This is a genomic window from Ruegeria sp. HKCCA6837 (genome assembly GCF_013034475.1).
Lineage (GTDB): Bacteria > Pseudomonadota > Alphaproteobacteria > Rhodobacterales > Rhodobacteraceae > Ruegeria.
In genome coordinates this window covers 295,268-309,268 of record NZ_WQGD01000001.1, presented here as the reverse complement: position 1 = coordinate 309,268, position 14,001 = coordinate 295,268, and the positions used below count along the sequence as shown (strand labels likewise).

Below are 14,001 nucleotides of genomic sequence, written 5' to 3'. Positions count from 1 at the left end.
CGACAGAAAATACCCACTGTTTGCTTTCAAACACTTGAGCCCCGCTCTTCATGCAGTGCGGCCCGATTCACCCCGGTTCCGCTTGCACTTTGGGTACTGAGTGGTATTGAGCCCGCAATCTGCTTCAAACCCAAAGGAACAACGCCCGTGGACCTGACTGCGCTGCGCAAAGCCAACCCCGAACACTGGGACAAAGCTGCGGCCATCCGCACTCTGACCCTTGATGCCGTCGCCGCCGCCAATTCCGGCCATTCCGGTATGCCCATGGGCATGGCCGATGTTGCGACCGTACTGTTCGAAAAGCACCTGAAATTCGACGCTTCAAACCCAAGCTGGCCGGACCGCGACCGGTTCATCCTGTCCGCCGGACACGGCTCGATGCTGGTTTACTCGCTGCTGTACCTCACCGGCCACGCTGACGTGACCCTCGACGAGATCAAAAACTTCCGCCAATTGGGTGCAAAAACCGCCGGTCACCCGGAAAACTTTTTGATCGACGGTGTTGAAACCACAACCGGCCCGCTGGGTCAGGGCATTTCGAACGCCGTGGGCTTTGCCATGGCCGAAGAGATCCAACGCGCGCAGTACGGCAAGAAGGTGGTCGATCACTATACCTATGTGATTGCTGGCGACGGCTGTCTGATGGAAGGCGTCAGCCAAGAGGCGATCACGCTGGCCGGTCGCCACGAACTGAGCAAACTAATCGTCTTTTGGGACAACAACAACATCACCATCGACGGTACCGTCGATATTGCCGACCGCACTGATCAGGTGCGCCGTTTTGCGGCCTCGGGCTGGCATGTAATAGAGATTGACGGCCACGATCCAAATGCGATCGACGCAGCGATTGTGGACGCGAAGAAGTCCAGCAAGCCGACCATGATCGCATGCGAAAGCCACATCGCCTTGGGTCACGCAGCACAGGATACATCGAAAGGCCATGGTGCTCTGACCGATCAGGATCAGTTGAAAGCCGCCAAGGAAGGCTATGGCTGGCCGCATGACGCATTTGAAATCCCGGCCAATGTTAAATCCGCGTGGGAAGCCATTGGCGCACGTGGTGCTGCTGAACGAGCAGCCTGGGAAGAGCGTTTCGCTCAACTTTCTGAACGCAAGCAGGCCGAGTTCAACCGTGCCTACGCGTTTGAAGTCCCTAAAAAGCTGGCTGGCGCCATTCGTTCTTTCAAAAAGCAAGTTTCGGAAGATCAACCAAAGCTGGCTACCCGCGCTTCGTCGGAAAAAGTTCTGAACGTCGTGAACCCGATCATGACCGAAACCGTTGGCGGCTCGGCTGACCTGACCGGCTCGAACAACACCAAATCGGCCGATATGGGTGTGTTCCTGCCGGAAAACCGCAAAGGACGCTACATCCACTACGGTATTCGCGAACACGGCATGGCCGCTGCGATGAACGGCATGGCGCTGCATGGTGGCATCCGCCCCTATGGCGGTACATTCATGGCCTTCACCGACTATGCCCGCCCGTCCATGCGTTTGGCGGCCCTGATGAAAATCCCATCGGTCTTCGTGATGACCCATGACTCCATCGGCCTGGGCGAAGACGGCCCGACCCACCAGCCGGTCGAACATCTGGCTATTTCGCGCGCGACGCCGAACACCTATGTCTTCCGCCCCGCCGACACAGTCGAAACGGCCGAAGCCTGGGAAATGGCGCTGACCTTCAAGGACAGCCCCTCGGTCCTGTCTCTGACCCGTCAGGGTGTGCCGACCGTGCGGACCCAGCACAAAACCAAGAACCTCGTTGCGCAAGGTGCTTATGTCTTGGCTGAAGCCGAAGGCAAACGTCAGGCCATCCTGATCGCGACCGGGTCCGAAGTGTCCCTGGCGATGGAAGCCAAAGCGATGCTCGAAGCCGAGGGCATCGGCACCCGTGTTGTCTCGATGCCCTGTATGGAACTGTTCGCTGAACAAGACGAAGCCTACCGCAAACGCGTGCTGCCTGCCGGTGCGGTTCGCGTCGGCATCGAAGCCGCCGTTCGCGCCGGAGGCTGGGATCGCTGGCTTCTGGGTGAGCGTGGTCGCGAGGCCAAAGCCGGGTTCATCGGCATGTCAAGCTTTGGTGCCTCAGCCCCGGCAGGAGAGCTTTACAAGCATTTCGGCATCACCGCCGAAGCAACCGCAGCCAAAGTCAAAGAACTGCTGGGCCTGTAAAACAGACGCGTCTGATCAAGCAAAGGGCGGCTTAGGCCGCCCTTTTCTTTTGAGTTTCAATGTGTTTGTGATTTCTTCGAAAGCAAAGGCCCAATCAATTTGGTCGCCACCGGGATCAGAACCAATCCCCAGGCCAAACCAAATACGCCATCCATCGTGGCCTTGGACATCCACTCAACTGCGCCAACCCATTGATCGGAAACCGAATGACCAATGGCGTAGGCCCAATCGTGGATGTGATGGCTCAACCATCCGAAGCCCAACACCTCCATCCCGTGGATCACAATCGACCCGCCGACCCACAGCATCGCTGCTGTCCCAACAATGGACAGGGTTTTCATCACGCCGGGCATCGCTTTGACCAACCCACGGCCAAGACCACGACCAATCGGGGTCGGTGCGTTTTGCGCCAGATAAAGCCCGACATCATCCATTTTTACGATCAGCGCAACAGAACCATAAACAGCCACCGTCACCCCGATCCCAACAACGGCCAGAGTCGCCGCCTGCATCCACAGGTTCGGCGCTTCGATCGCCGCCAAAGCAATCGTCATGATCTCGGCCGACAAGATAAAGTCCGTCTTGATCGCGCCTTTGACCTTTTGTTCCTCGAGGTGACCGGGGTCACGAACGTCCATGTCTTGTTCAATGGCGTGGCTGCCATGGGGGAACAGGACGTGAAAAATCTTCTCAGCCCCCTCGAAGCAAAGATATGACCCGCCAATCATGAGTAACGGAGTGATCAGCCAAGGCGCGAAATTGGCAAGCAGCAGCGCCACCGGCAACAACAGTATGATCTTGTTGAAAACCGACCCGCGCGCAATGCGCCAGATGATCGGCAACTCGCGCGCAGGCGCAAACCCCTGAACATATTTCGGTGTGACCGCCGCGTCGTCGATGATCACCCCGGCAGTCTTGGCCCCGGCCTTACCTGCCGCCGCAACCACGTCGTCGACCGAAGCCGCCGCCACTTTGGCAATTCCCGCCACATCGTCCAAAAGGGCCAACAGTCCGCTCATCGCGTGTCCTTTCCTGCCATCTGCCGCACCGGGACCCTACCTGATCTCTCAGCTAGCGCAAGCGTTAGCGCAATCGGCGCAGGTTTGCGCTAACACCTTAAAAATATGCCGTTTTTGCCCTTTTGAGATTCCCATTTCGCCGCTATATGGCCCACAAAGCAAGCGCATCTGGAGACGTCATATGACCATCAAGGTCGGTATCAATGGTTTTGGCCGTATTGGCCGCTGCACCCTGTCGCACATCGCCGCTTCGGGGCGTAACGACATCGAAGTGATCAAAGTCAACGCCACCGGCCCATTGGAAACCTCGGCGCACCTTTTGAAATACGACAGTGTTCACGGGCGTTTCCCGCGCGAAGTCTCCATTGACGGAAACACGATGGATCTGGGTCGCGGCCCGATGCAGATGTTCTCGACCTACGACATGAACGAGCTGGACTGGGAAGGCTGCGACGTCGTTCTGGAATGCACAGGCAAGTTCAACGACGGCACAAAGGCGAAAACCCACCTTGAGCGCGGTGCCGGAAAGGTTCTGCTGTCCGCTCCGGGCAAGAATGTCGACAAGACCATCGTCTTCGGCGTGAACCACAATACGCTGACCGCCAATGACAACATGGTATCGAACGGCTCTTGCACCACCAACTGCCTGGCCCCGTTGGCCAAGGTACTTGACGAAGGCGTCGGTATAGAAAACGGCATTATGACCACCATCCACGCCTATACCGGCGACCAGCCGACACTGGACCGTCGCCACAGCGACCTGTACCGCGCCCGTGCCGCAGCTATGTCGATGATCCCGACCTCGACCGGAGCCGCCAAGGCGTTGGGCGAAGTTCTGCCGAACCTCAAAGGCCGTCTGGACGGGTCCGCGATCCGCGTCCCTACTCCGAATGTCTCTGCTGTAGACCTGACCTTCCGTGCCGCGCGCGATGTAACCGTCGAGGAAGTCAACGCTATCGTCGAAGAAGCTGCCAAAGGCCCAATGCAGCGCGTACTAGGTTTTGAGCCCGCACCGCTGGTCTCAACAGATTTCAACCACACCGAAGAAAGCTCTATCTTCGCACCGGATCAGACCCGCGTTGTAGACAATCGCCTGGTCCGTGTTCTGGCCTGGTATGACAACGAATGGGGCTTCTCAGTCCGTATGGCCGACGTGGCCGTAGCGATGGGGCGTCTTAACTGACCATTCGGACTTCGCTTGTACCTTAATGCCCGCTCAGGTTATCTGGGCGGGCATTTTTGTTCGGAACGGCCATGACCAATCTTATCGCCATCTGGCTCGGCATCCTACTGCTTGGGGGCGCAATGCTGGATATGACCCTGTACGGCGGCGACCACCTGCTGTTCCTTGCCAAGAAGCTCTACGAATTTTTGGACTGGCTCGCCTTCTGGCGCTGATCGAGGTTTCTCTTGACTCTTTCGTTGATCTGGAGTTGTTAGCGCTAACTAATCTGATATAGGTTTTCCGACGGAGCAGACCATGACCCTGAAACTTGCCATCAACGGATTTGGACGGATTGGGCGCGGGGTTCTGCGCGCAGTGATGGAAAGCGGTCGCACAGACGTTGAAATCGTGGCGATCAACGATCTGGGCAAACCTGACATGAACGCACATCTGTTTGAGTTCGACAGCGTGCATGGTCGCTACGCCAACCCGGTTACACTCAGCGACGCAGGTTTGGACGTTGGTCGTGGGCCGATCCGCCTGACCAGCGAACGCAACCCCGAAGACCTACCTTGGTCGGATATTGATGTCGTTCTGGAATGCACCGGTGTGTTCCGTACGCGAGAGGCCGCTGAGCGTCACTTCAAAAACGGCTCGAAAAAGGTTCTGATCTCGGCCCCGGCCCGCGGTGATGGCAACATCAAGACCGTCGTGTTTGGTGTAAACGATCACGAACTGACCGCCGAAGACCTGGTCGTGTCGAACGCATCCTGCACCACCAACTGCCTTTCGCCGGTCGCTGCTGCCCTGGATGCGGGGCTTGGCATCAAGCATGGTAATATGACGACTGTCCACGCCTATACGGCCAGCCAGCCCGTACATGACTTAGTTGGAAAAGACCCTTACCTGTCACGCGCCGCGGCGTTGTCGATGATCCCCACCACAACCGGCGCGGCTGCCGCCGTTGGCTTGGTGCTGCCGCAACTGCAAGGCAAACTGACGGGTCAGGCGATCCGCGTCCCTACCCCGAACGTTTCAGTCGTTGACTTGGTGGCTGAAGTATCCCGCCCAACCACCGAAGAAGAGGTAAATCAGCTGTTCATCGATGCCGCAGCAAAAATCCCCGGCGTATTGGCTGCTGAAAACCGGCCGCTGGTTTCCGTTGACTTCAATCACGACCCGCACAGCTCGACGGTGTCGCTGGCCGAAACCAAAGTCACCGATGGCACACTTGTTCGCGTACTGGCCTGGTATGACAATGAATGGGGCTTCTCGAACCGGATGCTGGACACGGCCGCAGCAATGGGCACCCTAGCCTAAGCGTTCTTTCAGCGCGGCGTTGACGCGGGGCGTGACGAACTTCGACACGTCCCCATTCAATCGGGCGATTTCCTTGACCAGTTTCGAGGCAATTGCCTGATGGCGCGCTTCTGCCATCAAAAAGACGGTCTCGATTGAATCGTCCAATGCACGGTTCATTCCAACCATCTGAAATTCGTACTCAAAGTCGGCAACAGCGCGCAAGCCACGCACAATGATCTGCGCCCCGACATCCCGCGCGCAATCGATCAGCAGGTTTTCAAACGGATGCGCGACAATCTCGGTCCCGGTCTGTTCAGAAAGCTGGGAACATTCGGCTTCAATCATGGCCACGCGCTCTTCTAACGAGAACAAAGGTCCTTTATCCCGGTTGATGGCAACACCAATGACCAGCTTGTCGACCAAAGCTGCCGCCCGACGAATGATATCGATGTGGCCCATTGTGATGGGATCAAAGGTTCCAGGATACAATCCAACCCGCATCACGCCCTCCTGCGCAACAAAATTTCTGCGCAAGCAAACACAACTTTGCTGCAGGTGCAAGTGATTGCTTTGGCAGCTCTGGCCGCTAGTGGCCCATTATCATGCTTTCCAAAGCGTCTTTTTCCATGGCCAATTCGGAAAGCTGGGCCTTCACCACATCGCCCAACGTTACGATGCCAACAAGTTTGCCATCTTCAACAACCGGCATATGGCGGAAACGCCCTTCCGTCATTTGTGACATGATGTCCTCAACTGTGGTCTGACGCGTCGCTGTCACAAGGTCCTGCGTCATGTAAGACTTTACTGGCTGGTTCAGACAGCCACTGCCGCTGGCCGCCAATTCTCGAACGATGTCACGTTCCGACAATATACCTGCAGCGGTTTCGCCACCATCGTCGGAAACCACGACTGTACCGATACGCTTCTCCGCAAGAATCTTCGAGGCCTCTGAGACAGTCGCTGTCGATGCCACTGTCACGACACCATCGGTCGCCTTAGACTTCAGGATGGCCTGTACTAGCATGAAGAATACCTCCGGAAATAATCACACTTATTCCAAAGCGTTGCGCGATTGTCGCGACCTGTCAAGCGTCGGCCACTGCTTCCAAACGAAGCACTTCCTCGCGAATGCCGCGCGTCAGAGCTTCGGCAAAGCGGTTCAACCGTTCGTTGCGTTGGTCACCTTCATGCCGCACAAGATAGAAACTGCGCGTCAAACTCACTTGTTCCGTCAGGATTTTCCGCAGATCGGGATGGAAGGGCAGCGTGAAATCATGGGCCACGCAAACCCCGGTTCCCAGCGTGACCTGCCGCAATTGGACCGAGACCGAGTTCGATGCAAGCGCGACACGGTCAATACCAATGTCGTTCAGGTAATCCAGCTCGCGGTCGAAGATCATGTCGGGGATATAGCCGATCAACCTGTGCCCTTTCAGGTCTGTGACAGAGCGGATCGGACCATGTCGGTGCAGATAGTTTTCGGTCGCAACCATATGCAGTTTATAGTCGCTGATCTTTTTCACACGCAGTTGGCCGGCTGTTGGCGCACTGACTGTCACAGCCATGTCCGCCTCGCGCCGGGACAAGTTGATTACCCGCGGAAGTGCAAGAATCTGAATGTCCAGATCAGGGTTCGCATCGCTGATTTTTGCGCAGACCTGCGGCAGCAGGTAATTGGCGCTGCCATCCGGTGCGCCGATCCTGATTTGTCCGCTGAGTGATTTGGTCGGTCCGGTGACAGCTCCGGCAGCGGCACGCATCGCCTCTTCGGCGTGTAGCCCGTGCTCTAAAAGACGTTGCCCAGCCGGTGTCAGAACATAGCCTTGCTGGGACTTGGTAAACAACGAAGAATCCAAAGTGGATTCGAGCCGCGCTACACGACGCCCGACAGTGGCAGGATCAATTTTCAGGATACGACCAGCAGAAGACAAGCTTTCTTCGCGTGCCACGGCCAGAAAAATCCGCATATCGTCCCAGTTTGGGGTCATCTCACACTCTTTTGCATTTTTGCAAAACTCCTTTGAGACATTGCCTCTGTTCGCGGGATTTCTGCAAGCCTATTCTGCGCGCAAATCTATCGGAGGAGCTATTGATGCAAGATCTGACCCATTTCCTGAACGGCGAAATGGTCGCCGGTACATCCGGTCGTTTCGACGACGTTTACAACCCGGCGACGGGCGAAGTTCAATACAAATGCCCAATGGCCAGCGCGGCAGAAACCACGGCAGCAATTGAAGCGGCAGCAGCGGCCCAGCCCGCATGGGGCGCAACCAACCCGCAGAAACGTGCGCGCGTCATGATGGCCATGGTTGACTTGATGAACCGCGACATGGACAAGCTGGCCGAAGCGCTAAGCCGCGAGCATGGTAAAACCATCCCCGATGCCAAAGGCGACTTGCAGCGTGGTCTGGAAGTGATTGAATACTGCATCGGCGCGCCACAGATGCTTAAGGGCGAGTTCACCGACAGCGCAGGCCCCGGCATAGACATGTATTCGATGCGCCAGCCTTTGGGTGTCGTGGGTTCGATCATGCCCTTCAACTTCCCCGCCATGATGCCGCTTTGGCATGTTGGACCGGCGCTGGCTTGTGGGAACGCCGTGGTCCTGAAACCGTCCGAGCGTGACCCGTCGGTTCCGCTGATGCTGGCTGAACTCTTCATCGAAGCCGGTCTGCCCAAAGGTGTGTTCCAGGTCGTGAACGGTGACAAAGAAGCCGTTGATACGATCCTCGACAGCGAAATCATCCAGGGTGTCAGCTTTGTGGGTTCTACCCCGATTGCGCAATATATCTACAGCCGCGCAACCGCCAACGGCAAACGCGCCCAGTGTTTTGGCGGTGCCAAGAACCACATGATCGTCATGCCCGACGCTGACTTAGATCAGGCGGCTGACGCTCTGGTTGGTGCCGGTTTTGGAGCGGCAGGCGAACGCTGCATGGCAATCTCGGTCGCGGTTCCCGTTGGTGAAGAAACTGCGGACAAGCTGATCGAAAAGCTGATCCCGCGTGTCGAAAAGCTGAAAGTCGGCCCTTACACGGCCGGTGATGATGTCGATATGGGTCCGGTCGTCACCGGGGCCGCAAAAGAACGCATCCTAGGTCTGATCAACTCGGGTGTTGAGCAAGGCGCCAAGCTGGTTGTCGACAACCGTGACTTCAGCCTGCAGGGCTATGAAGATGGCTTTTTTGTTGGCCCCCACCTCTTCGACCATGTCACCCCGGATATGGACATCTACAAACAGGAAATCTTTGGCCCGGTCCTGTCCACCGTACGCGCCGGTTCGTATGAAGAGGCGCTGAAGCTGGCGATGGACCATGAATATGGCAACGGAACCGCGATTTTCACCCGTGACGGTGACACCGCGCGTGATTTTGCCAGCCGGATCAATATCGGCATGGTTGGCATCAACGTGCCGATCCCGGTTCCGCTGGCCTATCACACCTTTGGTGGCTGGAAGAAATCGATGTTCGGGGACCTGAACCAGCACGGCCCTGACAGCTTCAAATTCTACACCCGAACCAAAACCGTGACCTCGCGCTGGCCGTCGGGCATCAAAGAAGGTGGCGAGTTCAACTTCAAAGCCATGGACTGATTGGAACGATCATTACGCTGACAAACCCGGCCTTATCTTGGGCCGGGTTTTGCATTTTTCCGCCGATAAGCAGGCTCACGTGCCAATCTCACGAGAAATTCAGCTTTGATACTCTGGAAAAACTCATCAAAGCAAAATATTTTGTCGGGAAGTGTGTACCGAGCAGTGAAATTATCGGAGGCAGTCTTGTCCCATTCCCGTATGACCCGTCGTTCCGCCCTGTTGGGCGCAGCATCATTGGTGGCAACCCCTGCCCTTGTTCGGGCACAAAGCACAGATGCTTTCCCAGAAACAGAAGACGCCATCAGCACGCAATTGCCAGTGCGCCGCAACGTGTCCTCGTTCTCGCAACAGAACTGGCAGGATCACTTTGATGAGCTTGGTGTTGGCTGCCTGCTGGCCGATATCACAAGCCGCGCCGTGCATTATTGGAGCCCGGACGGAACGTATAAGCTTTACCCAAGTTCGGTTCCGATGAGTGAGGAACTCACCAAACGCGGTTACACAAAAGTCGTACGCAAAACCGAATTCCCAAGCTGGACGCCGACTGCTTCCATGCGCGAGCGGGATCCGTCATTGCCGGTTCGGATGGAAGGTGGCGACCCCGGAAACCCATTGGGCACCCGCGCAATGTATCTGGGCTGGCCAGCCTACCTTGTTCACGGAACTCATGACACGCGCAAAATTGGCCGTCAGAGCTCGTCCGGCTGTATCGGACTCTACAATCAACACGTGGAAGAATTGTATCCGCTTGTTCAGATTGGGACACAGGTTCGCCTGGTCTGATTTGCTGGTCTCAAAAACACAAAAGCCCCGGTCAATCGCCGGGGCTTTGGTATTTTTTGGGGTGGATTATTCTGGCAGGATCACTGCATCGACCACATGAATGACGCCATTGCTGGCTTCGATGTCGGCCTGTACCACTTTGGCATCGTTTACTTTTACGCCATTTTTCGCATTTACGCTCAAGCGTTCGCCCTGAACGGTCAAGACCTTGGCACGCTTGCCGGCGATGTCCCCAGACATAACTTTGGCCGGAACCACGTGATAAGTCAGGATCGACACAAGCTGATCCTTGTTTTCGGGCAGCAGAAGTGATTCAACCGTACCTTCGGGCAGAGCAGCAAATGCTTCATCCGTCGGGGCAAAGACGGTGAACGGGCCATCGCCTTTCAGGGTATCTACCAGACCTGCAGCCTGAACGGCAGCGACCAGGGTGTTAAACGAACCTGCAGCAACGGCAGTGTCGACGATGTCTGCGGCTTGCGCCTTCAGCGGCATGGCAAATGCAAGTGCGGCGGCTGCGCCCATGAATGTGCGACGGAACATAGCTGTCTTCTCCTCTCCAGCGTGTTATGGAAAGGGTTACGGACCTTTTGCCGCACTGGATCACTCTGAGATCAATTTTCTTTGAGCTGAACCCAAATGCTCTGCGCGCGCCCTTCTGTCAGAAAAGGCAACGCAGCGACCGCATCAGGGCAGTCTTGTTGCAGGTAATAACCCGGCCAAAGCATTGAATACGCATCAGATTGTAACAATGCGTGCAGCATGTACTGCTCGCCCCAGCCCGGACAATCATAGAAGAAACGCTTGGGATATTCGTAGGGCAGAAAAACATCGTGCACATGAATGACCACACCGGGTTTCAGCGCTGGAATGATGCGGCAGAACAGATGGGCGACGTCATTGCTCATCCGCACAACGTGGCTTGAATCGATGAACAGAACATCTCCGGCTTCAAGCTCGGTAAAAAGCGATGGGTCAACTTCTTCAAGACGTTTTTGTTCGAAGTGGTCCACGACATGGGCAATGTCGGCACGAGGGTATGGGTCAATGGCAGTGATCGTGGTGTCCAACCCGCCGTCAATAATCGCTTGCCGGGTCACGCGGGTTGAGTTCCCGCACCCCACCTCGATCACGCGCTTGGGCTGAAAGCGGCGGATCATCAGATACAGGGCATCCGCATCCGGGCTGTCGTAATAACCGTTACCCGTGCGATAGCCGGTCTGAGTACGCGCGGGGTCTTTTAACGCCTGTAAATCCTCCTTGTGACGGTTATATTCCGCCACCAATTGCGAGATATCGAACCCTTCCATCCCTGGTGACAAAGCATAGGCCGGACGCGTCAGCCCTCCGGCGGCCTCAAACGCCTCAAGCCTCGCACGTTCATCTTGATCCGTGACTGTATCAACCAGTTTCACTCCCAACTCATCCAAGGCTGCGTTGATCTTTGGGAATTTTCTGGGTTTCACGGCGTTGGCTCCACGTTCTGTGCTGATCCGTTCCTTACAATTGCCGCCCGTACCAGTGCAAGGACAAGCCGGGCAAACCCTTGGCAAAAGGCAAATTTCCGTATTCACTGAAACTTACGACAGCCAAAGGGGGCTCCATGCAGCAAGAATTCACACTGGGCATTGAAGAAGAGTATCTTCTGGTGGATCGCGACAGCCTGCAATTGTCAGAGGCCCCCGAAGCGCTGATGGAGGCCTGCCAGAATGATTTCGAAGGTCAGGTCAGCCCCGAGTTCCTGCAATGTCAGATTGAAGTCGGCACGCGCCCGCACACAACCATAGCCTCGGCGCGGGAAGACCTCAAACGCCTGCGATCCTGCGTGTCGAAACGAGCTGCCGAATACAATCTGTCCCCGATCGCTGTATCCTGTCATCCCTTCGCCAATTGGAAAGATCAACATCACACCCGCAAGGAACGATATGACGCCTTGCAACACGCGTTAGGTGGCGTAGCACGTCGGATGCTGATCTGCGGGATGCATGTACACGTGGGGGTCGAAGACCCCGCCCTGCGCGCCGATCTGATGCCGCAGCTGTCTTACTTTTTGCCCCATCTTTTGGCCTTGTCCACATCCTCACCGTTTTGGAACGGCGAAGATACCGGCCTATCCTCATATCGCTTGACCGTGTTCGACAACCTTCCCCGAACCGGCCTGCCCCCAGTTTTTGGCAGTTGGGCTGAGTATGAACGCACCACAGGTATACTCGTCGAACTGGGCGTGATCGAGGACACGACCAAGATATGGTGGGACCTGCGCCCGTCGCATCGTTTCCCTACGCTTGAAACCCGGATCATGGACGTGCAACCCCGGCTGGAGCACACGTTGTCCCTGGCGGCACTCGTCCAGGCACTGACCCGAATGTTGTGTCGACTGAAAGACCGCAACCTGCGTTGGCGGCAATATGATCGCTTCCTGATCGGAGAAAACCGTTGGCGTGCGCAGCGTTATGGCGTGGGCGAAGGATTGATTGACTTCGGCGACCGCTCGGTCAAGCCGATGTCCGAACTGATCGGCGACCTTATGGGGTTGTTGGCGGAAGACACCGAAGCGCTTGGAACGATGACCGAACTTGCGCGGTTACGGCAGATCGCCGAAAACGGCACTTCGGCCACCCGTCAACGCCGTGTCCACGCCGAGGCCGTCGCGCGCGGGGACGATCCCGGGCAAGCAGTCGTGCGCCATCTGATCGAGGAATTCCACGCGGATCTCTAGACTGCTCCAGCGTTTTGCGCCCCATTGTTGAACCTGCAAAATTTCTGTAAGAATTCGGAAATAAACAACCGTTCAATTCATTGCCGACGGGAGGGAACGCCATGGATTTCGCACTCAGCGAGGAACAGACAGCCATTTTCGACATGGCATATTCGTTTGGGCAGGAAAATATCGCACCCTTTGCGCGGCAGTGGGAATCCGATGGCACCATTCCCAAGACCCTGTGGCCACAGATCGGCGAGCTTGGTTTCGGAGCTTTGTATGTTTCCGAGAACAGCGGCGGCTCGAACCTGACCCGCCTGGATGCCACCTTGGTATTCGAGGCGTTGTCGATGGCCTGCCCTTCGGTCGCGGCATTCCTGTCAATCCACAACATGTGCGCCAAGATGTTGGACAATTTTGCGGATGAAGACCTCAAGGCACGCATCATGCCCGATGTTCTCAGCCTCAACACGGTGCTGAGCTATTGCCTGACCGAGCCCGGTTCCGGCTCGGACGCGGCGGCCTTGAAGACACGCGCCGTACGCACGAACGAAGGCTATACGTTGAACGGCACCAAGGCATTCATCTCGGGCGGTGGGTATTCCGATGCCTATGTATGCATGGTGCGCACCGGTCAGGACGGCCCCAAGGGTATTTCAACCGTTTATGTCGAGGACGGAACTCCGGGTCTTAGCTTTGGAGCACTGGAAGAGAAAATGGGCTGGAAAAGTCAGCCCACCGCGCAGGTGCAGTTCGATGATTGCAAAATCCCGGCAGGCAATCTTGTCGGCACCGAAGGCGACGGTTTCAAATATGCCATGATGGGCCTCGACGGCGGGCGACTGAACATCGCGGCCTGTTCCCTTGGTGCCGCGCAGACCGGTTTGGATATGACGTTGCAATACATGTCCGAACGCAAGGCGTTTGGCCAATCCATCGACCAGTTCCAGGCCCTTCAGTTCCGCTTGGCGGATATGGAGATTGAACTACAAGCCGCACGGACCTTTCTGCGTCAAGCCGCTTGGAAACTAGATAACGGCGCGCCCGACGCCACTAAGTTCTGCGCCATGGCCAAAAAATTCGTGACCGAAACCGGATCGAAGGTGGTGGATCAGTGCCTGCAGCTGCATGGTGGTTATGGCTATCTTGCCGACTACGGCATTGAAAAGCTTGTGCGCGATCTTCGGGTGCACCAGATATTGGAAGGCACAAATGAGATCATGCGCGTGATCGTATCGCGTCAGATGCTTGCCAACCGCTGAGG

14 protein-coding genes are annotated in these 14,001 nt (G+C 56.5%); 8 read left to right on the top strand and 6 right to left on the bottom strand.

Translation table 11 applies throughout. The features are described from left to right. Nucleotides 1-147: 147 nt before the first annotated feature. The gene (gene tkt, locus GOV91_RS01485) at nt 148-2,172 is read left to right on the top strand and encodes a transketolase (protein WP_171234190.1); all 2,025 of its coding nucleotides are present in this window, start codon (nt 148-150) and stop codon (nt 2,170-2,172) included. 56 nt (nt 2,173-2,228) lie between these two features. Here tkt and GOV91_RS01480 read toward each other — a convergent pair whose 3' ends face one another. Further along, nucleotides 2,229-3,191, bottom strand: coding sequence for a DUF808 domain-containing protein (locus GOV91_RS01480; RefSeq protein ID WP_171234189.1), 963 nt, complete (start codon nt 3,189-3,191; stop codon nt 2,229-2,231). 181 nt (nt 3,192-3,372) lie between these two features. Here GOV91_RS01480 and gap (GOV91_RS01475) point away from each other — a divergent pair, with 181 nt between their 5' ends. The 3 genes from gap (GOV91_RS01475) to gap (GOV91_RS01465) all read left to right on the top strand — a co-directional run bounded on the left by gap (GOV91_RS01475) (nt 3,373) and on the right by gap (GOV91_RS01465) (nt 5,676). After that, nucleotides 3,373-4,374, top strand: coding sequence for a type I glyceraldehyde-3-phosphate dehydrogenase (gene gap / locus GOV91_RS01475; RefSeq protein ID WP_171174252.1), 1,002 nt, complete (start codon nt 3,373-3,375; stop codon nt 4,372-4,374). Between the two features lie 71 nt (nt 4,375-4,445). Further along, nucleotides 4,446-4,589 carry a hypothetical protein gene (locus GOV91_RS01470; RefSeq protein WP_171174254.1) on the top strand — a complete coding sequence of 48 codons (144 nt, stop codon included), beginning with the start codon at nt 4,446-4,448 and terminating at the stop codon, nt 4,587-4,589. 82 nt (nt 4,590-4,671) lie between these two features. Beyond that, nucleotides 4,672-5,676: a type I glyceraldehyde-3-phosphate dehydrogenase gene (gap, locus tag GOV91_RS01465; protein ID WP_171234188.1), complete on the top strand. Its 1,005-nt coding sequence runs from the start codon at nt 4,672-4,674 to the stop codon at nt 5,674-5,676. Here gap (GOV91_RS01465) and coaD read toward each other — a convergent pair. The 3 genes from coaD to GOV91_RS01450 form a co-directional block, all read right to left on the bottom strand. After that, nucleotides 5,668-6,159, bottom strand: a complete 492-nt coding sequence (gene coaD, locus GOV91_RS01460; RefSeq protein WP_171174264.1) for a pantetheine-phosphate adenylyltransferase — start codon at nt 6,157-6,159, stop codon at nt 5,668-5,670. The genes gap (GOV91_RS01465) and coaD overlap by 9 nt on opposite strands. 85 nt (nt 6,160-6,244) lie before the next feature. Further along, the gene (locus tag GOV91_RS01455; protein ID WP_171174266.1) at nt 6,245-6,682 is read right to left on the bottom strand and encodes a CBS domain-containing protein; all 438 of its coding nucleotides are present in this window, start codon (nt 6,680-6,682) and stop codon (nt 6,245-6,247) included. A gap of 61 nt (nt 6,683-6,743) precedes the next feature. Next, on the bottom strand, nt 6,744-7,646 hold the full coding sequence (locus GOV91_RS01450) for a LysR family transcriptional regulator (protein WP_171234187.1): 903 nt from the start codon (nt 7,644-7,646) through the stop codon (nt 6,744-6,746). Nucleotides 7,647-7,750: 104 nt separating this feature from the next. On the opposite strand from GOV91_RS01450, the gene GOV91_RS01445 reads away from it, so the two are divergent. Then, on the top strand, nt 7,751-9,250 hold the full coding sequence (locus tag GOV91_RS01445) for a CoA-acylating methylmalonate-semialdehyde dehydrogenase (protein WP_171234186.1): 1,500 nt from the start codon (nt 7,751-7,753) through the stop codon (nt 9,248-9,250). A gap of 201 nt (nt 9,251-9,451) precedes the next feature. Continuing rightward, a complete protein-coding gene (locus GOV91_RS01440; protein WP_171089788.1) occupies nt 9,452-10,036 on the top strand; it encodes a L,D-transpeptidase in 585 nt (194 codons plus the stop codon). Between the two features lie 66 nt (nt 10,037-10,102). Here the strand turns inward: GOV91_RS01440 and GOV91_RS01435 are convergent, their stop codons facing one another. Beyond that, nucleotides 10,103-10,579 (bottom strand): fasciclin domain-containing protein, encoded by a 477-nt coding sequence (locus tag GOV91_RS01435; RefSeq protein ID WP_050603486.1) that lies wholly within the window; start codon nt 10,577-10,579, stop codon nt 10,103-10,105. 71 nt (nt 10,580-10,650) lie between these two features. Beyond that, complete coding sequence (locus tag GOV91_RS01430) at nt 10,651-11,502, bottom strand: class I SAM-dependent methyltransferase (RefSeq protein ID WP_171234185.1); 852 nt, start codon at nt 11,500-11,502, stop codon at nt 10,651-10,653. Between the two features lie 137 nt (nt 11,503-11,639). Here GOV91_RS01430 and GOV91_RS01425 point away from each other — a divergent pair, with 137 nt between their 5' ends. Together GOV91_RS01425 and GOV91_RS01420 are read left to right on the top strand one after the other, a co-directional pair. After that, the gene (locus tag GOV91_RS01425) at nt 11,640-12,755 is read left to right on the top strand and encodes a carboxylate-amine ligase (protein WP_171234184.1); all 1,116 of its coding nucleotides are present in this window, start codon (nt 11,640-11,642) and stop codon (nt 12,753-12,755) included. A 101-nt stretch (nt 12,756-12,856) separates the two neighbouring features. Next, complete coding sequence (locus GOV91_RS01420) at nt 12,857-13,999, top strand: acyl-CoA dehydrogenase family protein (RefSeq protein WP_171234183.1); 1,143 nt, start codon at nt 12,857-12,859, stop codon at nt 13,997-13,999. The last annotated feature ends 2 nt before the right edge of the window (nt 14,000-14,001 follow it).

Excerpts from the sequence above, each read along its gene's own strand:
- GOV91_RS01480 (WP_171234189.1), bottom strand. The coding sequence starts at position 3,191 with ATGAGCGGACTGTTGGCCCTTTTGGACGATGTGGCGGGAATTGCCAAA.
- gap (WP_171174252.1), top strand. The coding sequence starts at position 3,373 with ATGACCATCAAGGTCGGTATCAATGGTTTTGGCCGTATTGGCCGCTGC.
- GOV91_RS01470 (WP_171174254.1), top strand. The coding sequence starts at position 4,446 with ATGACCAATCTTATCGCCATCTGGCTCGGCATCCTACTGCTTGGGGGC.
- gap (WP_171234188.1), top strand. The coding sequence starts at position 4,672 with ATGACCCTGAAACTTGCCATCAACGGATTTGGACGGATTGGGCGCGGG.
- coaD (WP_171174264.1), bottom strand. The coding sequence starts at position 6,159 with ATGCGGGTTGGATTGTATCCTGGAACCTTTGATCCCATCACAATGGGC.
- GOV91_RS01455 (WP_171174266.1), bottom strand. The coding sequence starts at position 6,682 with ATGCTAGTACAGGCCATCCTGAAGTCTAAGGCGACCGATGGTGTCGTG.
- GOV91_RS01450 (WP_171234187.1), bottom strand. The coding sequence starts at position 7,646 with ATGACCCCAAACTGGGACGATATGCGGATTTTTCTGGCCGTGGCACGC.
- GOV91_RS01445 (WP_171234186.1), top strand. The coding sequence starts at position 7,751 with ATGCAAGATCTGACCCATTTCCTGAACGGCGAAATGGTCGCCGGTACA.
- GOV91_RS01440 (WP_171089788.1), top strand. The coding sequence starts at position 9,452 with ATGACCCGTCGTTCCGCCCTGTTGGGCGCAGCATCATTGGTGGCAACC.
- GOV91_RS01435 (WP_050603486.1), bottom strand. The coding sequence starts at position 10,579 with ATGTTCCGTCGCACATTCATGGGCGCAGCCGCCGCACTTGCATTTGCC.
- GOV91_RS01425 (WP_171234184.1), top strand. The coding sequence starts at position 11,640 with ATGCAGCAAGAATTCACACTGGGCATTGAAGAAGAGTATCTTCTGGTG.
- GOV91_RS01420 (WP_171234183.1), top strand. The coding sequence starts at position 12,857 with ATGGATTTCGCACTCAGCGAGGAACAGACAGCCATTTTCGACATGGCA.